At 42.6% G+C, this 21,480-nt stretch carries 24 protein-coding genes; 13 read left to right on the plus strand and 11 right to left on the minus strand.

What is annotated here, in order from left to right; translation table 11 throughout:
* Positions 1 to 121 precede the first annotated feature (121 nt).
* The 9 genes from hisD to A3774_RS14095 form a co-directional block, all read right to left on the minus strand.
* Positions 122 to 1,429 (minus strand): histidinol dehydrogenase, encoded by a 1,308-nt coding sequence (hisD, locus tag A3774_RS14055; RefSeq protein ID WP_067868882.1) that lies wholly within the window; start codon positions 1,427 to 1,429, stop codon positions 122 to 124.
* Positions 1,426 to 2,079, minus strand: a complete 654-nt coding sequence (gene hisG, locus A3774_RS14060; RefSeq protein WP_067868884.1) for an ATP phosphoribosyltransferase — start codon at positions 2,077 to 2,079, stop codon at positions 1,426 to 1,428. The genes hisD and hisG overlap by 4 nt, the downstream gene beginning before the upstream one ends.
* A 20-nt stretch (positions 2,080 to 2,099) precedes the next feature.
* Positions 2,100 to 3,362 (minus strand): UDP-N-acetylglucosamine 1-carboxyvinyltransferase, encoded by a 1,263-nt coding sequence (murA, locus tag A3774_RS14065; RefSeq protein WP_067868886.1) that lies wholly within the window; start codon positions 3,360 to 3,362, stop codon positions 2,100 to 2,102.
* A gap of 19 nt (positions 3,363 to 3,381) precedes the next feature.
* On the minus strand, positions 3,382 to 3,624 hold the full coding sequence (locus A3774_RS14070) for a BolA family protein (RefSeq protein ID WP_067868889.1): 243 nt from the start codon (positions 3,622 to 3,624) through the stop codon (positions 3,382 to 3,384).
* 114 nt (positions 3,625 to 3,738) lie between these two features.
* A complete protein-coding gene (locus A3774_RS14075; RefSeq protein ID WP_067868891.1) occupies positions 3,739 to 4,029 on the minus strand; it encodes an STAS domain-containing protein in 291 nt (96 codons plus the stop codon).
* Positions 4,029 to 4,658, minus strand: coding sequence for an MlaC/ttg2D family ABC transporter substrate-binding protein (locus A3774_RS14080; RefSeq protein ID WP_231867996.1), 630 nt, complete (start codon positions 4,656 to 4,658; stop codon positions 4,029 to 4,031). The genes A3774_RS14075 and A3774_RS14080 overlap by 1 nt, the downstream gene beginning before the upstream one ends.
* A 28-nt stretch (positions 4,659 to 4,686) precedes the next feature.
* Positions 4,687 to 5,145, minus strand: a complete 459-nt coding sequence (gene mlaD / locus A3774_RS14085; RefSeq protein WP_067868894.1) for an outer membrane lipid asymmetry maintenance protein MlaD — start codon at positions 5,143 to 5,145, stop codon at positions 4,687 to 4,689.
* A 1-nt stretch (position 5,146) separates the two neighbouring features.
* Positions 5,147 to 5,926, minus strand: a complete 780-nt coding sequence (mlaE, locus tag A3774_RS14090; protein ID WP_197468072.1) for a lipid asymmetry maintenance ABC transporter permease subunit MlaE — start codon at positions 5,924 to 5,926, stop codon at positions 5,147 to 5,149.
* Entirely contained in the window at positions 5,926 to 6,738 is an 813-nt protein-coding gene (locus A3774_RS14095) for an ATP-binding cassette domain-containing protein (protein ID WP_067868900.1), read from the minus strand. Before A3774_RS14095 ends, mlaE begins: the two co-directional genes overlap by 1 nt.
* Positions 6,739 to 6,954: 216 nt before the next feature.
* On the opposite strand from A3774_RS14095, the gene A3774_RS14100 reads away from it, so the two are divergent.
* The 13 genes from A3774_RS14100 (at position 6,955) to yjgA (ending at position 16,772) form a co-directional block, all read left to right on the plus strand.
* Positions 6,955 to 7,911, plus strand: coding sequence for a calcium/sodium antiporter (locus A3774_RS14100; RefSeq protein WP_067868903.1), 957 nt, complete (start codon positions 6,955 to 6,957; stop codon positions 7,909 to 7,911).
* A gap of 19 nt (positions 7,912 to 7,930) precedes the next feature.
* Entirely contained in the window at positions 7,931 to 8,902 is a 972-nt protein-coding gene (locus tag A3774_RS14105) for a KpsF/GutQ family sugar-phosphate isomerase (RefSeq protein WP_067868906.1), read from the plus strand.
* Complete coding sequence (locus A3774_RS14110) at positions 8,902 to 9,426, plus strand: KdsC family phosphatase (protein WP_067868908.1); 525 nt, start codon at positions 8,902 to 8,904, stop codon at positions 9,424 to 9,426. The genes A3774_RS14105 and A3774_RS14110 overlap by 1 nt, the downstream gene beginning before the upstream one ends.
* The gene (lptC, locus tag A3774_RS14115; RefSeq protein ID WP_067868910.1) at positions 9,427 to 9,999 is read left to right on the plus strand and encodes an LPS export ABC transporter periplasmic protein LptC; all 573 of its coding nucleotides are present in this window, start codon (positions 9,427 to 9,429) and stop codon (positions 9,997 to 9,999) included.
* Positions 9,983 to 10,513, plus strand: a complete 531-nt coding sequence (lptA, locus tag A3774_RS14120; protein ID WP_075107984.1) for a lipopolysaccharide transport periplasmic protein LptA — start codon at positions 9,983 to 9,985, stop codon at positions 10,511 to 10,513. Before lptC ends, lptA begins: the two co-directional genes overlap by 17 nt.
* A gap of 4 nt (positions 10,514 to 10,517) precedes the next feature.
* Positions 10,518 to 11,243 (plus strand): LPS export ABC transporter ATP-binding protein, encoded by a 726-nt coding sequence (gene lptB, locus A3774_RS14125; RefSeq protein ID WP_067868921.1) that lies wholly within the window; start codon positions 10,518 to 10,520, stop codon positions 11,241 to 11,243.
* Between the two features lie 56 nt (positions 11,244 to 11,299).
* Positions 11,300 to 12,808 carry an RNA polymerase factor sigma-54 gene (locus A3774_RS14130; protein WP_067868923.1) on the plus strand — a complete coding sequence of 503 codons (1,509 nt, stop codon included), beginning with the start codon at positions 11,300 to 11,302 and terminating at the stop codon, positions 12,806 to 12,808.
* 49 nt (positions 12,809 to 12,857) lie between these two features.
* Entirely contained in the window at positions 12,858 to 13,148 is a 291-nt protein-coding gene (gene hpf, locus A3774_RS14135; protein WP_067868926.1) for a ribosome hibernation-promoting factor, HPF/YfiA family, read from the plus strand.
* Between the two features lie 21 nt (positions 13,149 to 13,169).
* The gene (gene ptsN, locus A3774_RS14140; protein WP_067868929.1) at positions 13,170 to 13,628 is read left to right on the plus strand and encodes a PTS IIA-like nitrogen regulatory protein PtsN; all 459 of its coding nucleotides are present in this window, start codon (positions 13,170 to 13,172) and stop codon (positions 13,626 to 13,628) included.
* Positions 13,629 to 13,636: 8 nt separating this feature from the next.
* On the plus strand, positions 13,637 to 14,494 hold the full coding sequence (gene rapZ, locus A3774_RS14145) for an RNase adapter RapZ (RefSeq protein ID WP_067868932.1): 858 nt from the start codon (positions 13,637 to 13,639) through the stop codon (positions 14,492 to 14,494).
* Between the two features lie 5 nt (positions 14,495 to 14,499).
* Complete coding sequence (locus tag A3774_RS14150) at positions 14,500 to 14,769, plus strand: HPr family phosphocarrier protein (RefSeq protein ID WP_067868936.1); 270 nt, start codon at positions 14,500 to 14,502, stop codon at positions 14,767 to 14,769.
* A 120-nt stretch (positions 14,770 to 14,889) separates the two neighbouring features.
* The gene (gene mgtE, locus A3774_RS14155; protein WP_067868938.1) at positions 14,890 to 16,239 is read left to right on the plus strand and encodes a magnesium transporter; all 1,350 of its coding nucleotides are present in this window, start codon (positions 14,890 to 14,892) and stop codon (positions 16,237 to 16,239) included.
* A gap of 8 nt (positions 16,240 to 16,247) precedes the next feature.
* A complete protein-coding gene (gene yjgA / locus A3774_RS14160; RefSeq protein ID WP_067868950.1) occupies positions 16,248 to 16,772 on the plus strand; it encodes a ribosome biogenesis factor YjgA in 525 nt (174 codons plus the stop codon).
* Here the strand turns inward: yjgA and A3774_RS14165 are convergent.
* Both A3774_RS14165 and A3774_RS14170 read right to left on the minus strand, forming a co-directional pair.
* Entirely contained in the window at positions 16,769 to 17,587 is an 819-nt protein-coding gene (locus A3774_RS14165) for a carbon-nitrogen hydrolase family protein (RefSeq protein WP_067868953.1), read from the minus strand. The two genes, yjgA and A3774_RS14165, sit on opposite strands and share 4 nt — an antisense overlap.
* Positions 17,580 to 21,479 (minus strand): YhdP family protein, encoded by a 3,900-nt coding sequence (locus A3774_RS14170; RefSeq protein ID WP_067868956.1) that lies wholly within the window; start codon positions 21,477 to 21,479, stop codon positions 17,580 to 17,582. The genes A3774_RS14165 and A3774_RS14170 overlap by 8 nt, the downstream gene beginning before the upstream one ends.
* Between the last annotated feature and the right edge of the window lies 1 nt (position 21,480).

Below are 21,480 nucleotides of genomic sequence, written 5' to 3' on the forward strand. Positions count from 1 at the left end.
TAACTGGTGTGTGGTAACAACAGTTTACCAGTGGATCTCAGGCTTTTTCATTTACCATCCAAAACTATGGGACAGCAGTGGGCATTCGCCTGTTTTTTTTATTTATATAAGAGACAAGCGTTTAATCTTTAATTCGGTACTCAGCAGAACGAGCATGAGCGGTTAAACTTTCACCCCGAGCTAATACCGAAGCAACTTTCCCCATCTCAGACGCCCCATCTTCTGAAAACATAATCAAAGATGAGCGTTTTTGAAAATCGTACACGCCTAAGGGAGAGGAGAAACGCGCAGTGCCTGAAGTTGGTAGTACATGGTTAGGACCTGCACAGTAATCCCCAAGCGCTTCAGCGGTATAACGACCCATAAAAATCGCACCAGCGTGACGCACTTTAGGTAAAAGGCTTTCAGGATCTTCTACCGATAGTTCCAAATGCTCTGGCGCTATCCGGTTGGCAACGTCCATAGCTTCATCTAAATCTTTCACTTTTATAAGCGCTGCACGTAGACGTAACGAGATTTCAATAATCTCTTTACGTTCCATCGTCGGCAACAGCTTATTAATGCTTTGTTCTACAGCATCAATAAAGTCAGCATCAGGCGTCACTAAAATAGGTTGCGCATCCTCATCATGTTCAGCCTGAGAGAATAGATCCATAGCAACCCAGTCGGGATCCGTTTGACCATCACAAACCACAAGGATTTCAGAAGGCCCAGCAATCATATCGATGCCAACAGCACCAAAGACCGCACGTTTAGCTGTAGCAACAAAAATATTTCCTGGACCTACGATTTTATCCACTTGAGGAATCGTATCAGTACCGTAAGCAAGTGCCGCCACAGCCTGCGCCCCACCTATACAGAACACACGATCAACGCCCGCTAAACAAGCCGCAGCCAAAACTAGCTCATTCACCACACCACCAGGTGTCGGCACAACCATGATGATCTCTTCTACACCGGCAACTTTTGCTGGCATCGCATTCATCAGTACAGATGAAGGATAAGCTGCTTTACCACCTGGAACATAAAGCCCCACGCGATCAACAGGTGTAACTTTTTGACCCAGCATAGTGCCATCAGCTTCAGTATACTGCCAAGACTCACCTTTTTGACGTTCATGATAAGTCTGAACTCTTTGCGCTGCCGTTTCTAAAGCTTTACGTTGATCTGCTGGCAATCCATCCAATGCTTTCTGTAAACGCTCAGCGCTCATTTCAAGCTCAGCAATACTGCTAACCGAGGTACCATCAAAGCGGTTGGTATACTCTACAACAGCGCTATCACCTTCAGTACGAACACGATGTAAAATTTCATTTACTATTTGATTAACTTTATCATCAGACACCGCTTCCCAAGCCAACAGCTTGTCCATCTGTTCGTTGAAGTCCGATTGGTTTGAATCTAAACGCTTAATATTTACCTCACTCATTTAGTAACCTCCGCATCACGACGGTTAATAGCATCAGCTAGCTTATCTAAAATGGGTTGAATCTGACGATACTTCATTTTCATAGACGGCTGACCAACGACTAAGCGAGAACTGATATCTGCAATCTCCTCCATTGGCTCTAAACCATTAGCACGAAGCGTATTGCCCGTATCAACAATATCAACAATACGGTCAGCTAACCCCATTAATGGTGCGAGCTCCATAGCGCCGTAAAGCTTGATAATATCTACTTGTGCACCCTGTTTCGCAAAATAATCGCGGGTAACATTAACGAACTTACTAGCTACCTTCATACGACCTTCGACCGGCTGAGCATCTGTCGGACCAGCAACCATCAGTTTACATTTCGATATTTTAAGATCTAAAGGTTCATAGAGACCTGCTGCACCATGTTCAAGCAGTACATCTTTACCTGCAATCCCCATATCTGCACCGCCATACTCAACATAAGTTGGGACATCCGTTGCGCGAATAACAACCAATTTTATGTTCTCATGGTTAGTATCAAAAATGAGTTTACGGCTGCTATGAATATCCTCAGCTGGAACAATGTCAGCTTCTGCCAATAAGGGCAGTGTTTCTTTAAGGATACGTCCTTTAGACAGGGCAATCGTAAGTTGCTGCTTCATAGCTCTATTTATACCTGTATTTAACCTGGTACACGCTTAATACGTGCGCCTAATAACTGTAATTTCTCTTCTATACACTCATAACCACGGTCGATATGGTAGATACGATCAATAATCGTATCGCCATCAGCAACCAGCCCAGCAATCACTAAGCTTGCCGAAGCCCTAAGATCAGTTGCCATCACGGGAGCAGCTTGCAATCTTTCTACCCCTTCAACAATCGCGGTATTGCCATCAATATTGATTTTAGCGCCCATGCGAATCATCTCTTGCATGTGCATAAAACGATTTTCAAAGATAGTTTCTTTTAGAATACTGACGCCTTCAGATACCGCATTCATAGCAGAAAACTGTGCTTGCATATCTGTTGGAAAAGCAGGATACGGCGCTGTTGTAATGTTAATCGCCTTAGGTCTTTGACCTTTCATATCCAGCTCAATCCAATCCTCACCCGTTGTAATATGTGCGCCCGCTTCTTCAAGCTTCTGCAATACCGCATCAAGAATTCGAGGATTCGTGTTTTTAACTTTAACCTTACCGCGCGTAGCTGCCACAGCAGTTAAATACGTTCCGGTCTCTATTCGGTCAGCGACAACAGGAAATTTACAACCATGTAAAGTCGCCACACCATTAACGGTAATGGTGTCGGTCCCATGACCACTGATATCAGCCCCCATCGCGATCAAGCACTCAGCCAGATCAACCACTTCTGGCTCACGAGCTGCATTTTCTATAATACTCTGCCCCTCAGCTAGCGTAGCGGCCATCAGAATATTTTCAGTACCCGTTACTGTGACTGTATCAAAAAAGATACGCGCACCTTTTAAGCGACCATTACTTTTAGCGCGAATATAACCCGCTTCAACAACCACATCCGCGCCCATAGCACGCAAACCTTGGATATGAAGATCCACAGGACGAGAACCTATAGCACAACCACCAGGTAAAGACACTTCAGCCTCACCAAAATGGGCGAGCATTGGGCCTAATACAAGAATAGAGGCCCTCATTGTTTTTACTAGTTCATAAGGCGCAACTAACTGTGTAATCGTATTCGCATCAATCTCAACATTAAGCTTTTCGTCAATAACAAGCTCAACACCCATACGGCGAAGCAACTCAAGCATGGTTGTAATATCATGCAAATGAGGCAGGTTGCAGACAGTTACCGGCTCAGATGCTAGTAGTGTCGCAGCCAAAATTGGCAGTGCCGAGTTTTTTGCTCCAGAGATTTTCACTTCGCCCCTGAGCGGCTCGCCACCGGTGATCATTAATTTATCCATAGTATGTCCAATCGAGGATTTAATTCTGTGTCGCTTTCCACTGCTCTGGTGTGTAAGTCTTAATGCTCAGCGCGTGAATTGTTCCATTCGCAATATATTCGTTCAAGCAAGCATAGACTAACTGCTGACACTTAACAGGCCGTAAACCTTGAAAAAGCTCACCTACCACTGTTACCTGAAAATCGCAGCCTTCACCTGCGGTCGTTACGGTACAATCTTCAAGTTGAGATTCTATAATCTGCTTAACCTGTTCAGCCTGCATTAAAAGCTCCTGATCGAATGCTACAGATAGAAAAAAATAAGGCGGAAATGATACCGGATCATGATAAAAAAGGCGATGCTAAGCATCGCCTTAATTCAATACCTACAAGCTGTCTTAAATAAACTGCTTTTCCAACCCAACAAGCTCAGCAATACCCTTCATTTCTAAAGGAAGATTAATCGCTTTCAATTGGATCTCTCGATCTTGCACATAACGCAAACAGCAAAACCAAAAAGAGAGTGCCGAGCTATCAACAGCGGTTACTTCAGAAAAGTCGATCTCAACAATACCTTTACAACCACTTAAGATATTCTCGGCTTTTTTACGGGCCTGCATAATGACTGGAAATCTAAACTCCCCTTCCAGACTAATCAATTGTTCATTGATCTGCCTAACGTCTGTCATTACGCGCTGTCCTTTCCTGGATCAACCTTGTCTTTCCAGGTAGAGATAACCAATCCTACATCACCCTTATTGCGCTCCATTAAGTCCGCAAATTGGTTTTTAAAGCTCAGGCGAATATTAATAGATCCATCAAGAATAGCATTGACCAGCCTCCAAGCACCCTCTTCTTTCTTCATGTAGTAAACCAAAGAGTACTTTGTACCATCTGCAGAAAACACATCTACAGTGACAATTTGTTTATTGTTATCTGGGCTCTTTTTACGCGGAGGCACCATCTCGTACTTATCTATTTTGAAACCGACTAAAGCTTTTGCGTAAGTTTTCAACAAAGTCGTTTTAAAAACACTAGAAAATTCAATACGCTGTTCTTTTGAAGCACGGCGATAATATTTCCCCATCACCTGCTTCGAAATATAATCAAAATCAACAATCGGAGATAAAACTGTATCAATTTCAGCGACTAGCTGATCCTCTTGCCCCTCTTCGACAAGTTCTTCACGCTCTAATAACTTAAGAACATTCTGAGTCGCGGTCTGAATAACCCCACCCGCTTCATTATACGTATCGACCTCAGCTCGAACGGACATACTCAACAACGCAATAAAAGCAATTGCTAAAAACGTTCTCACTTGGCTCACCATTTGATAGAACATAGCCTTATTCACTCACCTCATTAAATAGGAATTTTCCTATTAGTTCCTCAAGTACCAACGCCGATTGAGTATCCTCAATATAGGCGCCATCTTTAAGATTTTCATCTTCAGCCCCTACTGAAATGCCTATATATTGCTCACCTAATAGGCCCGCAGTCAGAATTGAAGCCGAACTATCTACTGAAAGGAAATCTACATTGCCATGAATATTCATGGCGACACGCGCCATCAACATATCACGATCTAATGTAATATCTGCCACTTCGCCTATTGCCACACCTGACATAGTCACTTTTGCACGCGGCGTTAAACCACCAATATTTTCAAAACGAGCATAGACAGTGTAAGTGTTGTCAGAATTAGACAGGTTTAAACCACTTACGTTCAATGCAAGCCCAACTAAAGCAACGACGCCGGCCAAAACAAAGGCACCTACGCTGATCTCCAAGATCCGCATACGCATATTAAAGCTCTCCAAACATTACAGCAGTAAGAATAAAATCTAGCCCAAGCACCGCCAACGATGCATAGACCACAGTTTTTGTTGTTGCCTGACTAATCCCTTCCGAAGTCGGCATACAATCATAGCCTTGGAACACAGCGATCCAAGTAACAACGAAGCCAAAGACAACGGCCTTTATAAGACCATTCAAGACATCATCATAAAAATCAACTGAGTTCTGCATGTTAGCCCAAAATGAGCCATCATATATACCCAGCCATTCAACACCAACTATCGCACCGCCATAAACACCGACAAGGGCAAATATAGCGGATAAAATAGGTAAGCATACAAACCCTGCCCAAAACCTTGGTGCCACAATCCGTCTTAAGGGATCAACACCAATCATTTCTAAACTTGATAACTGCTCAGTCGCTTTCATTAGGCCAATTTCAGCCGTCAAAGCAGATCCTGCTCGCCCAGCAAACAATAACGCAGTTACAACTGGCGCAAGCTCTCTAACCAAACTCAGCGCAACCATCTGTCCAACCGCTTGCTCAGAGCCATAGTCAACTAAAATTGTATAGCCTTGTAAACCAAGCACCATACCAATAAACAAACCTGATACCACAATAATAATTAGTGATAACACACCCACAAAATAAACTTGTTTCACAAACAGTGGAAACATAATTACCGGCTGGGGCTTAGCGACAAGAGATTGAAACAACATCATCCCTGCTCGGCCAAAAGCGGCTAATTTACTTAGTGCAGCGTGACCTAATAACGCTAATTGATTCATTATCCCTGACCTCTTAACAGATCGGTTTCATAATCACCCGCAGGATAATGAAACGGTACAGGCCCGTCAGGTAATCCATGCATAAACTGTTTAACCTGCGGCGAATCATCTTGACGCAATTCTTCCGGTGTACCTGAAGCGATCACCTTAGAGTCCGCAATAATATGGATGTAATCAGCAATACCTAAAGTTTCCTGAATATCATGGGAAACTATAATACTCGTATGCCCTAAGGAGTTATTTAAACGGCGAATAAGATTAACCAAGACACCCATTGCGATAGGATCCTGACCAGTAAAAGGCTCATCATACATAACAATATCAGGATCGAGTGCGATAGCTCTAGCCAACGCAACTCGACGGGCCATACCACCAGATAGTTCACTAGGCATAAGGTTATGCGCACCCCTTAAGCCAACAGCCTGAAGTTTCATTAATACGATATCGCGAATCATATCATCGCTTAAATCTGTATGGACGCGTATAGGGAATGCAACATTTTCAAATACACTTATATCAGTAAATAAAGCACCACTTTGAAAGAGCATACCCATACGCTCACGTACCGAAAAAAGATCGCTACGGTTGAGTTCTGGAATATTTTCATCATCAACCAATATAGAACCTGTATCAGGTTTCAACTGACCGCCAATTAATCTAAGCAGTGTTGTTTTACCTGTTCCTGACGGCCCCATTATTCCGGTAATTTTGCCACGCGGAATTTTAATATCGACCTCATTATAAATGGATCGATCACCACGAGAAAAACTCAGCTTTTGGATATCGATGACGACATCATCAAATTCGTTCATAAGATTCCGTTATAACTTTGAAAGGAACATTTCTATAGCTCCATTCAGACTTTGTTAACGTCCCTTTATCTAGTGCGTACCCTAAAGGGCTGGCAACTATACCATTTCGTTCTAAAAACGGGAATATTTTCAAACATGATGCTCTGTATTGATTTAAACAAAGATAGCATTCTGTTTTAATACCCCTCTTCAATTCTACTGGAACAACTTCTATCTATGTTATATCCAATTTTGGCACTCATCTCTGGACTTATTCTATTGGTATGGAGTGCAGATAGATTCGTTATAGGGGCCGCCGCCACAGCAAAAAATTTCGGCATGTCCACAATGCTGATTGGCTTAACTATCGTATCTTTTGGCACATCTGCACCCGAAATACTCGTATCTTTTATGGCCTCCACATCTGGGGCAGGCGACCTAGCTATTGGTAATGCACTGGGATCCAACATTGCTAATATTGCATTGGTACTAGGCATCACCGCACTCATCGCACCCTTACCAGTAAAATCGGGCGTACTAAAAAAAGAACTTCCTTTACTTTTAGGGGTGACCATTTTAGCAGGAGTCCTATTATTCGATCTCCATCTAGGACAATTAGATGGCATTATTCTATTAATTGCTTTAGCTGTATGCCTTTATCTTTTCAGTCGTTTCCAGAAAAGCATGCCTAAAGATGCTTTAGTCGAAGAAGAGGAAGAACTTCCATCCTTAGAAAACCGAAAAGCTATTTTTTGGTTAATCGTTGGCTTAGTGATCCTTGCCTGCAGTTCAAAACTATTAGTTTGGGGAGCCAGTGAAATCGCTTACTCTTTGGGTGTAAGCAAATTAGTTGTCGGCCTAACCATTGTAGCTATAGGAACAAGCCTGCCTGAATTAGCAGCCTCGGTGGCGAGCGCGTTAAAGAACCACCACGATATAGCTATAGGCAATATTGTAGGTTCAAATATATTTAACTTAGTAGCCGTTATGGCTATACCTGGGCTTATCGCCCCTATAGGGATGGCCGAGATTGTTTTTCAGCGAGACTATGTTGCAATGCTAGGCTTAACTTTCTTACTTCTAGCCTTCGCATTATGGCAAAAGCCTCCATCCATTAATCGCTTCGAAGGGGCGATTCTGGCCTCTGTCTATGCAGGCTATCTTATCCTGCTATACACTATGACCGTTTCTTAAGATAAAGTTGATCACAAAAATGAGCACACCTGACTTTTTACATTCAGCTAAACGAACTATTACGCTAGAAGCCGCCGCTGTGGCCGATTTACTAAAATATCTCGACCACAATTTTGTTCATGCCTGCCAATTGATGCTTAATTGTACAGGCCGGATCATTGTTACCGGTATGGGAAAGTCAGGTCATATTGGCAAAAAAATCGCAGCGACTTTGGCCAGTACAGGTACTCCCGCATTTTTCGTTCACCCAGGGGAAGCGAGCCACGGCGATTTAGGCATGATCACCGCCGATGACGTGGTAATTGCCCTATCAAACTCGGGTGAAACAGCAGAAGTCATTACAATCATTCCTCTACTCAAAAGAATGAATACACCTTTTATCAGCATAACGGCCAACAAAGAATCCACTTTATCTCAAACCTCTGCTGCTAACCTCCACATCGGCGTAGAGGAGGAAGCCTGCCCCCTTGGCCTTGCACCGACCTCAAGCACAACCGCACAATTAGTACTAGGTGATGCCCTCGCTATAGCACTACTTGAAGCAAAAGGTTTTAGCGCCGAAGATTTTGCATTTTCACACCCAGGCGGGACTCTAGGCAGGCGATTACTCCTTAAAGTTAGCGATATTATGCATTCAGGCGAAGCCACCCCTTGCGTAACCAGCGGAACATTATTAAAAGAAGCGCTTTTAGAAGTAACCCATAAGCGTTTAGGTATGACTGCCGTAGTTGATGACAACAAGCAGCTTATTGGCATATTTACCGATGGTGACTTACGACGCTCGCTTGATGACGATGTAGATCTCCACAAAACCGTCATTGATGATGTAATGACACCAAACGGTACAACAGTAACTGCTGAAATGCTTGCAGCAGAATGCTTACAAATTATGGAAACAAAAAAAATCAATGCACTGATCGTTACCAATGAAACGAATCAGCCTATAGGCGCTCTCAATATGCACGACCTATTAAAAGCGGGAGTTATTTAGTGTCAGAGTCTTCATTGCAGCAATTAAAAAACATCACCCTTGCGGTATTTGATGTCGATGGAATACTTACCAGCGGCCAGCTGCTATTTTTAGCGGACGGCCAAGAAGTCAAACAGTTCAACACCTTAGACGGGTTGGGTATTAAGCTACTAATGCAAGCGGGTATCGAGACCGCCATTATTACCGGCCGGCGCTCGCCCCAAGTTGAATTACGCAGCCAATCCTTAGGTATCAACTACCTTAAACAGGGCCGCGAAGACAAACTGGTTGCTCTCAACGAGATATGGGATAAAACAGCCCACAACGCATCAACCACCGCTTACATAGGTGATGACTTCCCTGATCTTTCAGCCATTATCCAATGCGCCTTTGGTGCGACTGTTCCTAATGGCCACACTTTCGTTAAAAAACACGCAGACTGGTGTACATCCCGTCAGGGTGGCGAAGGCGCTGGACGTGAATTTTGCGAGTATATACTTGAAGCACAAGGGAAATTGGATCAACTCAAACAGATGTATTTATAAATGCTAGATCTCAGCAATAAGATAAGAGTGGCACTCGCCGCTATTATTTTAATACCTGTACTACTTTATTGGGGCTTTGCATCCTCCCCCAATGAAGGCGCACGTACAAACAGTTCGCTGCTAAACGGAATAGATTACTTTGTCGAAGAAGCAACCATCAAAGAGTGGAATAACGAAGGCAAAATTTCAAGAGTGTTAAATACAGCCAAGCTAGAGCATTACCCTAATCTGAGCCTAAGTACACTAGATCATCCTGAGAGTCTTAGTGTTAGAAATGATGGTTCCAAAGTTAAACTTACATCAGACACAGGCACGGTTTTAGATGATAATAATCAAACAAACCTTGCAGGAAATGTCATAGTTAATGATAATCCTGATTCTATATCAGCAACCATACTTAACACTGAGCAACTTACAATCTATCCTGATAAAGATTATGCAGAAACTGATGAGCCCGTTAAGATCACATCACAACAAAGCATACTTGAAGGCGTAGGTATGGATATTGACTTCAATAATCGAGTTCTTAACTTACACTCCAGGGTAGAAGGGACCCATGACAATGCTAAATAAGCTCTATAATCTAGCCTTCATTTTTTTGGCTTTTGCAGTGTCGAATGCTTATGCCCTTCCTGACGACCAAGAACAGCCGATTTACATTACGGCAGATACTGCGCAAATTGATGACAAAACAGGCATCACCACTTACAAAGGCAACGTCATTATTAAACAAGGATCACTCCTCATTGAAGGAGAGCACGTTGATATGTATCGTGGTGAAGATGGAGTTGAAAAACTCATTACCAAAGGAAGTCCTGCACATTTCAGACAACTTCCTAGGAAAGGCGACCCATACAGCGACGCTTGGGGCAAGCACTTACTTTATCAGGTAGATGATCAAAAACTCACTATTACCGAAGAGGCCAAGGTTGTCCAAGCAGAAGACACTTTTACTGGAAACAAGATCGTTTATGATCTAGACAAGTCGATTGTGAACGCATTCGGTGGTGCAAGCAAAGACGAAACTGGTGAACCGGGACGTGTAAATATGGTTATTCAACCTAAAAAGAAAAATAAGGCCAACTAACCCTATGAGCTTATTAGAGGCCAAAAATCTTGCCAAGCGTTACAAAGGCAGGGAAGTTGTCAAGGACGTTTCACTAGAGATCAAAAATGGTGAGATCGTTGGCCTTCTAGGCCCCAACGGTGCAGGAAAAACGACCTGTTTTTACATGATTGTTGGTCTTGTGCAGGCCGATAATGGCGCCGTTAAAATCAAAGGACAAGACATTAGCGCACTACCTATGCACGGCCGTGCTCAACAAGGTATTGGCTACCTTCCCCAAGAAGCATCTATATTTAGAAAACTGTCTGTGAAGGACAATCTACTTGCGATTTTAGAAACAAGAAAAGACTTAGATAAACACGCTGCCCAGTTAAAAATGGAAGAGTTGCTTGAAGAATTCCATATCACACACATAAAAGACAGTATGGGCATGAGTCTTTCTGGTGGAGAACGTAGACGTGTAGAAATTGCACGGGCATTAGCAACCGAACCCGAATTTATTCTATTAGATGAACCTTTTGCAGGTGTTGATCCTATCTCAGTGAATGATATAAAGCAGACCATTCGCCATCTTCAATCAAGGGGCATTGGTATATTAATTACTGATCATAATGTGAGAGAAACCTTAGATATATGCGAAACAGCTTATATTGTTAGTGAAGGTACAATCCTTGCTAACGGCTCACCAGCCGATATTATGGCAAACGAAGCAGTAAGAAATGCTTATCTGGGCGACCAGTTCACACTTTAAGCATATACTTAGCTATAAATGAATTATGTAGTTTCAGGAGTTTGTCCCTTAGTATTATGAAACAAGCGCTTCATCTAAAAATTGGGCAACAGCTCACAATGACCCCACAGCTACAGCAAGCAATTCGCTTACTGCAGTTGTCTACGCTTGATCTTCAGCAAGAGATTCAAGAAGCATTAGAGAGCAATCCTATGCTTGATGTCTCTGAAGACGAGCACGCCTCGGCTTCCGAGACTCAAGAGAGCAATTCACAGGCACCAGAGACAGAACCTGAAGCTACAGCCACCGCGACAGCTGAAGCCGATCTTGACGATAACATTACAACTGAAGATAACTGGAATGAGAAAATACCAGAAGAACTATCAACCGATAGTAACTGGGAAGACACATTCCAATCATCTGGCCCTAATCTAAGCCAAAGCAAGGAAGATTTTGATTCCTTTGAATCTAATGATACTGCAGAAGAAACACTGCAAGACCACCTTCATTGGCAATTAAATCTTACGCCAATGAGTGATATTGATCGTCTTATTGCAACAAACATTATTGATGGCATCAATCCTGATGGTTATTTAACCATCACCCTAGATGAAATTTTAGATCACTTCCATGCGCAAACAGGTGAGCAGTTTGAAGAAGTAGAGCTGGATGAAATTGAAGCCGTTCTTCACCGCATACAGCAGTTTGATCCAGCAGGTATTGCCTGCCGTGACCTCAGCGAGTGCTTAAGCATACAGCTCCAACAGCTACCGCCTGAGACACTCTGGAAAAATGAAGCGATCAAAGTTGCGCAACAATATATAAAACTACTCGGCGCGCACGATTATCGTCAATTGATGAGAAAAACACGCTTAAAAGAGCCTCAACTGCAGCAGGTCATCCAACTGATACAAGGGCTCAATCCTAAACCAGGCGCTTCAATCAGTAGCAGTGCAGCAGAATATGTTATTCCCGATGTGCTTGTGACCAAGCAACAGGGAGAGTGGCGCGTCCACCTCAACCCGGAAGTATCCCCTAAGCTACGTATCAACTCAGGTTACGCAGGTTTAGTGAAACGGGCCGATAATAGCTCCGATAACACCTACCTAAAAAACCACCTACAAGAAGCTCGATGGTTTATTAAAAGTTTACAAAGCCGCAACGAAACCCTATTAAAAGTGTCTAACGAGATAGTAAAACGACAAATCGGCTTTCTTGAACATGGCGAAGAAGGCATGAAGCCAATGGTGCTTCATGACATTGCTGAAGCAGTGGAAATGCATGAGTCCACTATATCTCGAGTGACTACACAAAAGTTCATGCACACACACCGTGGAATATTTGAACTAAAATACTTCTTCTCGAGTCATGTAAGTACAGCAACAGGGGGTGCAGCGTCCTCAACCGCTATTAGAGCGCTTATCAAAAAAATGGTTGCCGCTGAAAACAACGCGAAACCATTAAGCGACAACAAAATTGCGCAATTTCTTGATGAACAAGGCTTTAAAGTGGCTAGACGTACAATTGCGAAATATCGTGAAGCGATGGGAATTCCACCATCGAATGAAAGAAAACGTTTAGTTTAATAAAAGAGTGGCAAGAGTAGTATGTCACTGCAATAAATAGGAGAAACCTATGCAGATCAACATTACTGGACACCATGTAGAATTAACTGAATCAATGAATAATTACGTGCTCTCGAAACTACAAAAAATTGAGCGTCATTTTGATAACATCACCAATGTGCAAGTCACACTCAGCGTAGAAAAGCAACGTCAGAAAGCTGAGGCGGAGATGCACTTAGCAGGTGCCCAGCTCTTTGCTACACATGAACACGAAGATATGTACGCTGCAATTGACGGCCTTACTGACAAGCTAGATAGGCAAGTCATTAAGCATAAAGAAAAAACTAAAACTCACAAATAACTGGTCTGTACCCAAAAAATTATGTTGCTTCATGAACTATTAACCCCCTCAAGCGTCCTTTGTGGCCTTGAGGGTGGTAGTAAAAAGCGAATTCTGGAAAATGCTGCTGAAATAATATCGGAACAACATCCCGATATGAGCTCATCATCAGTATTTAACGGACTTCATTCGCGCGAAAAGCTTGGTAGTACAGGAATAGGCGACGGGATTGCCATTCCACATTGCAGGCTGGCAGAATGTACTGAAGCTAAAGGCTATCTAGTAAAACTAGACACACCTATAGATTTTGATGCTATTGATGGAAAACCCGTAGACCTTCTATTTATTTTGATTGTTCCTGAAGACTCAACATCTGAGCACTTAGCTACACTAGCCTCAGTTGCAGAGCTCTTTAGCCAAGAAGAAGCCAGAACAAAACTAAGGGAAAGCCAAGACAGCCATTCTCTATATGAGACATTATGTGAATTGAGTGCTGCCTAGGAGTTAAAATGAAGCTTGTTGTGATTAGTGGTCGTTCCGGCTCAGGAAAAAGTACAGCATTACAAGCTTTAGAAGATATTGGTTTTTACTGTATAGACAATTTACCAGCTCTTTTGCTACCCGACCTTGTCCAACAAATGAGTAGTGATCCTAGTCACCCTGAACAGATAGCAGTCAGTATTGATGCGCGTAATTTGCTCAGTAACTTAGCCAAATTTCCAGATATCTTAAATCAACTTCGCCAAGATCATTGGGCTGAATATGAAGTTATTTTTTTAGATTCATCGGAAGCAACCCTCCTCAAACGCTATAGTTCAACCCGACGTAAGCACCCCCTTTCAGATACCCATAAGAATCTACAACAATCAATTAAGTCAGAGCTAAAGCTTTTAGAGCCTATCGCAAGCCTAGCCGATATTCGAATAGATACTACGCGCCTATCCCTGTATGAACTTCGAGATACAGTCAAACTGCGGGTTGCCAATCGCAAAGCCCAAACATTATCGGTCCAATTCGAATCGTTTGGTTTTAAACATGGCGTCCCCTTAGATGTAGACTTTGTCTATGATGTACGCGCACTACCCAATCCTCACTGGGTTCCTGATCTACGTAAGTATACCGGTCAAGAGAAACCGGTTCAGGACTTCTTAGAGGAATCACAGGAAGTTCGAGAGATGATAGAAGATATAACCAGCTTCCTTGAACGTTGGCTTCCCCGATTTTCAGAAAATAACCGTAGTTATATTACGATTGGTGTTGGCTGCACAGGTGGGCAACACCGATCTGTTTATATTAGCGAACGTCTAGCTTCTCATTTCTCTCAACATATGGATAATGTCCATGTTCGTCATCGTGAATTGAGCTAACTATCATGCAAGAAAAAGAACTACTCATTATTAATAAACTTGGTTTACATGCGCGAGCAGCCGCTAAGCTTATCGGTGTAACATCACGCTTTTCATCCGAAGTTTTAATGGAGAAAGACGGACGCGCTGTAGATGGTAAGAGTATTATGTCTGTAATGATGCTAGCAGCAAGTAAAGGCACAACGTTGACCGTTAAGGTGACAGGAAGTGACGAAGAGACTGCAATATCCGCCATTGAAGAACTGATCAATAACAGATTCGATGAGGAAGAATAAGGCTCTCTCGATTAATTTTTAGGCTTATCCCTTCAGCTTCCGTTATAATCAAAGGATTACATTCTATTTACTCTTCTACTGAAAAAAGAAGACCTAGCAAAGTCCATAAGCGATAAAACCATGGCCGCTGAAGAAACAAAATCACATTTTGATAAGCTTAACGATGCCTTAGATAGTGGTGAGTTTCGTCAAATTCGCTTCACCTTAAATAAGACTTTGCGACCAACCGAAGTTGCCCGCTTAATTGAGAAATCACCTCCCAAAGAGCGTCAGATCCTTTGGAACTTAATCTCACATGATTTAGAAGCCGTAGTACTCCAGCATTTAAACGACGATATCCAAGCGGATATCTTAAGTCGCATGAATACTGAAGAGGTACTAGCACTTACCGAATCTCTTGATTCTGATGATATGGTAGATGTGCTACAACAGCTACCTAATAGGGTAATGAAAGAAACCCTGCGCATCATGGACAAACAAAATCTGTGTAGGGTTGAAAAGCTGCTCTCTTATCCGGAGGATACTGCCGGCGGCTTAATGAATACAGATACAACAACTATTCGTCCAGATATTAGCGTCGAAACAACCTTACGTTATATTCGTCGCCACGATGAAATCCCCGAAATGACGGATAGCCTCATTGTTGTCAGCCGAAAAGACTCATATATAGGCCTACTACCCTTAACCAAACTATTAGTATCCGATCCCTCAATCAATATTCGAGAGATCATGAACACCGATATAAAAGCGATCAATGCCCAAATGCCCGACGACCAAGTGGCGGCTTTGTTCGAAGAACATGATCTAGTATCAGCCCCTGTTGTTGATGACAATGGCAAACTGGTTGGTCGTATTACGATTGATGATGTGGTCGATGTTATCCGAGAAGATGCCGATCATTCATTAATGAGCATGGCAGGCTTAGACGAAGATGAAGATACCTTCGCCCCAGTTATGAAAACCACACGGCGTCGTGCAGTTTGGCTAGGTATCAATTTACTCACTGCATTTATCGCTTCAGCAGTAATTGGTTTATTTGAACAGACTATTGACAAAGTTGTTGCCCTCGCCGTACTTATGCCCATTGTTGCCTCCATGGGCGGTATTGCTGGCTCACAAACCTTGACGCTTGTTATCCGTGGTCAAGCATTAGGGCATGTAGAACGATCAAATGCTCGATGGCTACTTAACAGAGAGGTCATTGTAGGTATATTAAATGGCCTACTTTGGGCTGCTGTCATTGCTGTAGTCGCGACAGTATGGTTCCAAGATATAAATCTCGGCATCATCATCGCTCTGGCAATTATCATTAATTTAGTTGTAGGTGCTATCTCTGGCACCTTACTACCTATAGTGTTGAAATCTATGGGCATAGATCCCGCCTTAGCCGGAAGTGTCCTGTTAACAACCATAACCGATGTGGTAGGCTTCTTTGCCTTTTTAGGTTTAGCCACCATTTTTTATGCCTGAGAAAACTCATGAGCGATAACGCAATATTTTCATCCTCTCATCTAAACGACCAAGATGAAGAGTTAAGCAAAACAGAAGCAAAACGCCAAATGCATGCCCTGCAAGCATTAGGGGCACGCCTGACAAAGCTTAATAAAGAACAACTTGAAAAGATGAAGTTAGATGAACGCTTACATCTAGCCATTGAAGAGTTTCATCGTATTAAGTCAAATGGTGCTCAGAAAAGGCATCTACAATATATCGGTAAAATAATGCGCACAGAAGATACCGATAAGATTGAACATGATTTAGGCCTATATGAAGCAGGCCAACAAGCACACACTCAAACTTTTCATAAACTGGAACGCTGGAGAGATCGCCTTATTACTGAAGGCAATAGTGCGCTTCAAGAGTATATAAATGAAAACCCAAGCGCCGACGTACAGCATTTACGTCAACTGATTCGTAACGCAAAAAAAGAGTTAGAATTACAAAAGCCACCAGCAGCAGCCAGAAAGCTTTTTAAATACCTACGTGAAGTGGCTGGCGCTTAAAAACCGGCCGTTTTTCTATGTTGCATAACTGGCATCGCCTCTCGTCGCTTATGCAGCATAGGCAAATTGATATCGGCTAGCACAATCCCCTTTCCTGCACGTTCCCGCAAAGCTAAAACTTCGCCCCAAGGATCAACAATCATACTATGCCCCCAGCTAGAGCGCGTTTCTGAGTGCTTACCACCTTGATTCGCTGCAAGTACATAACATTGGGTTTCAATCCCTCGGGCTCGTAGCAAAACCTCCCAGTGCGCCTCACCGGTCACATAGGTAAATGCCGAGGGTACAACAAGTATCTCTGCACCTAAGCCTCGCAGTTTTTGATAATGCTCAGGGAAACGAAGGTCATAACAGATAGACAACCCTATTTTTCCAAACGGACTATCAACCACAACAAGTTGATCTCCGGCTTCGATGAAATCAGACTCGCGATAACTACTATGCCGATCCTCCACATCTACATCAAAGAGATGTATTTTATCGTAGCGACCGACTTGAACCCCTAACTCATTAAACACCAAACAACTGGCATAGACCTTATCGCCCGAACGCGATAATAGAGGTACGCTGCCTGCGATAATCCACAAATTATGTTTTTTTGCTAGGCTAGCAATTGTCTTCTGTATATTGCCACTACTCACCTCCTCTCGCGCTAAAGAGACAAGGGCTTTGGAATCTAACAACGCAAAATTTTCAGGAAGGAGTAAAAGTTTAGCTGATGCGGACGCCGCTTCTTCAGCTAGCTGCGCGACTGTTGCCAAATTATCGGCTAACACCTCCCCCGACACCATCTGAGCTACAGCTACTTTAACCATGATCATTATCCATTACTGATGGATTTTTTTTATTTGCAGGTTTAGTCGTTTTGCCATCATCAATCACAATTGAAGGATCGCCCCAATCACCGGACAAATGGTATTTTACGGTAGTAAACTTAGCTAAAGGGTCGCCAACAAGCTTATCAAACAAAAATACAGCACCAGCAACTTGAGGCGCACCTAGCAAAACACTCACTAATGGAATATTACCCGTTACCGGCAAAGCCACCTCTATATCTTTATCCACTGTTTCATTGACTAAGTTTAAACTACCTTGCATCACCATATTGGCCGAAGGTCCCGTCATAACAAAAGGTGACGAAGTATGAGCTATGCCTTGCTTGATCTTATAGCTGGCTTTCATTTCATCAAAAGCAACACCACTTTCAACTAGATCGGTAAAATCCAATCTTAACCGACGCCCCAAAGATTGAAGGTTTAATATGCCGAACACACGTAAAATATTACCCGACTTGCCGACATCCAAAATACGCCCTTGCTTGGCTGTAAATTGTAATTCGCCATTTGCGTCTGCTATATCAAACGCCCAAGGTGCATGATTCCAAGATAGCTGAAGATAGGAATCTAAACTTTTTGTCTCAATCGCTTTCACATCAAGCGCCTTAAGCAGCTGACTAAAATTACTGCTATTGAGTTTAAGCGTAAGATCAGAAACCTCGTTATCGCCCGTAACCCAGCGCAGCCCTCCACGCACCTCGGCCCCATGTATATCAGCTTGGATATCTTCAAGTCGAATATCATTTTCATAAGGTCTTAATTTAAAAGACCAATTACCTAATGGCTTGCTGCCAATAAACAGCTTTTTGATATTAAAATCCACCGAAGGGATCGATGCAGGATCTATATCAACAGATTCAGGAAGGGCCTCATCTTCAACTTCAGCATCCGACTCATCACGTTTTAGTCTTAGCTCTGCCAACTCTACTTTATAAGAACTGCCTTCATTATTAGGCAACCACAATCCACCTGTAAGCTCCTTGCTTTGAGCGCGCAGCATCCAACCTAAAGGTTCAGGCTTCAAAGAGAAAGAAAGATTATTGAGATCAAAACCTCCCGCACTGAAGCGGGATAACGATAGCTCTACTTGCTTAAGTTTACTCCCCGCTAAATTACTAGACTGAGCCCCGCTTTTTCCCGCAACCCCATTAAAGCCTAAACCCGATAAAAACCCATCGAGCTGAGCATAGTCAAGATCAGCAAGAGCTCCATCAACCCAAATACCAGACTCTTCCGGTATCTCTGGCTTTGCTCCTCCTAAACTAAACCTAGCACGCTCAAGTCCTTTATCATTATCAATCAGCACGCCTCTTAACTGGTTCGCTAAATTCAAACGTACAACACTACGATCATCCGCATAAGTAAGACCAAGGTCACTGACCACAGTTAACGGCATAGTTTGTGATTTAGTTTTGCTTAATGGCGGAAATGCATTGATCTGCGTTCCCTTTAAATCGCTCTTGATAACCAATTGATTACAAACTTTGCCGGGGCAAAGATCCAAACGAGCATTGTATTTAAGTGGTCCCTGCAATAATGATAAGAAATCAGATTCAAGCCAATTTGCTAGATAGTCAGAGTTAACACTACCATCAATACTCACTTCAGTTTTGTTAACTTTATTCGAAATCAAACGTGAGGATATATTAGCGGTAACTGGCTGCTCAAATAGCTCCGCTTTTAATACGTCAGACGAAAGGCCGATACTATAATCATAATTAATAACGCCATTTATTTTACTGAAACTGATCTTATCTTTTACCGATTGGAAGCGACCTTGTTTAATCTCCGATTTCACAAAAACCTGCGGCTCAGATTTACCTGCTAAAGGTAAATTTAGATTAACTAAAGTACTTATAGGTCCGGAAAGGGCCCAATCACTAAAATCATCGCCTATCTCTGTTCTTAAATCACTTTCAGTTAATAGACGTTGTAAATCTATAGCATCGCCGTCGACAGATCCTGCAACAAATAACTTGTCTGAAGATTGAGGTAGATGAATCCATGCAAAATTTAAAGCAGAATCATAAATACTGCCACCGGCAGCCTCAGCCACCAGCTCACCATTACGGAAATAGATAAAACCATCCGCTTGTTTTATCGCAGGCCAGCCAGGCTGGTATTCAAAGGAGGCATCAGCTAAATCAAAGAACAACTGAACTGTCGGTAGCTGATAATCTGGCAACCGGGCACGGGTAACACCATTTAAGACGAAACCAGCTCGTTTAATCTCTCCTTGTTGAATCGCTTTAACTAGCCACTCATAAGTTTCAAGTCCAACCTCTTTAGGCGGAATATAATACTTTGCCTGTAAGCCATCAGCGCCTTGCAAACCTATCTGTAAATTAAGCAAAGGCTGCTCATCTCGATCAAAAGGAAGATAAAGACTAAAGCGTCCTGCCGCTGTTAACTTATCATTAGCTAAATTCAAAAGCTGGGAAGCAACCACTATTCCTTTGTCTTCAAAGCGCCAACCAATAACTCCTTCTGCATCATTATAATCCCACGCCTGCTCAAACAAGGTGGGATAATGCATTAAGAAGTCACTGCTTGCTAAGTGAATCTCACCTCCAGCTCGATTAACCATCAACAAGCCATTAATCCCTTTTATTTCAGGGACATCAGTCCAAGCATTAATACCAACATTCTCGAGGTCAGCCGCTAGTTCAAAATCTTGCAACTTAGCAAAGGAGGGCCAAGAAACCAAAATATTTTTAACTGTACCAACGGGAGAAAGACCAGAAAAAGCAGACTGTACCTCTTCAGGAAGAAACGGCCTTTTAAGTAAAAAATCAAATGTAGAAGCCAGCTCTATTTTATCAACCATTAAGCTCCGCGGTTTAACAAGGTAGCCTTCGCGCTCAAAATCTAAACTAATCTTGGGTATCTCAATACCACTGTTCTCACTATCAACTTGAAAGTCAGTAATTTGTAACTGATAGCCACGATCTCGACGATTTAATGCCGTCTGTACAGTAAACTGCTCTAAAGCATAATCTTGGTATTTAAAATCCTGAATTAATGTTCTACCGGTGAGGTAGGTTAAGCGGCCACGATAAGACTGCCCCCATACTTCTTGGGCCCCATTCAAACTATCTAGTTGAATATCGACAAGTTTAAGCCAAGGATTAAGCAGTTGCTCATCTACACCCTCAAACTTAAGATAAAAATTGACCGCTTTTTTTGAGGGATTTCCTTCAGCTTCAGCAAGAAATTTAAGCGCTGCTTGTCCTGAGGTGGAAACCAAATCAGCATCAACTTTCAACTGGTGAAGTACACCATCATGCTGAAGGCTAAGTTGGATTGGTGCGACTGATACCGCATCACCATGCTTAGGTTGCATTACAATACGGGTATCGCTCATGTTAATGGAGCTTTGCTGTAATAAAAAAGCGAGAAAACCAGAATGAGGCAGTTCAATTTTAGTAAGGTCCGTCCCATCATTTTTCTCACTACCCGCTGCATTTTGCTCTCCAACAGCGACCTCTTGAGAAAGGTCATATCTCAAAGTCATACTCTTGAGATCAAGCTGTGAAAATATAAGAGTAAAAGCACGAATTGACGCTGCAGGATCAAACTTCACATCCCCACGTAACAGCACAAAAGATAACTCCGGCTGATCTGCAAGCTTATCTACTGACAAACCATCTATAGAAACAACAGGTTGCCATCCATCCCACCGACCTTGCAGATCCGCTATATGAACTTTTGCATTCAGCTGAGAAGAAAGAAAAGCTTCTACGTCTTGACGGTAAAGACTTAGATCATCAACCAATACTTTTAATACAATACTTGCACAAGCTAAAAGCGCGCACAAAAAAGCCAGCAGCCAATAAATAAACCACATAACCGAATGAGCATGACGTTTCACT

Origin of the sequence: Neptuniibacter marinus, assembly GCF_001597725.1 — a bacterium.
Taxonomy (GTDB): domain Bacteria; phylum Pseudomonadota; class Gammaproteobacteria; order Pseudomonadales; family Balneatricaceae; genus Neptuniibacter; species Neptuniibacter marinus.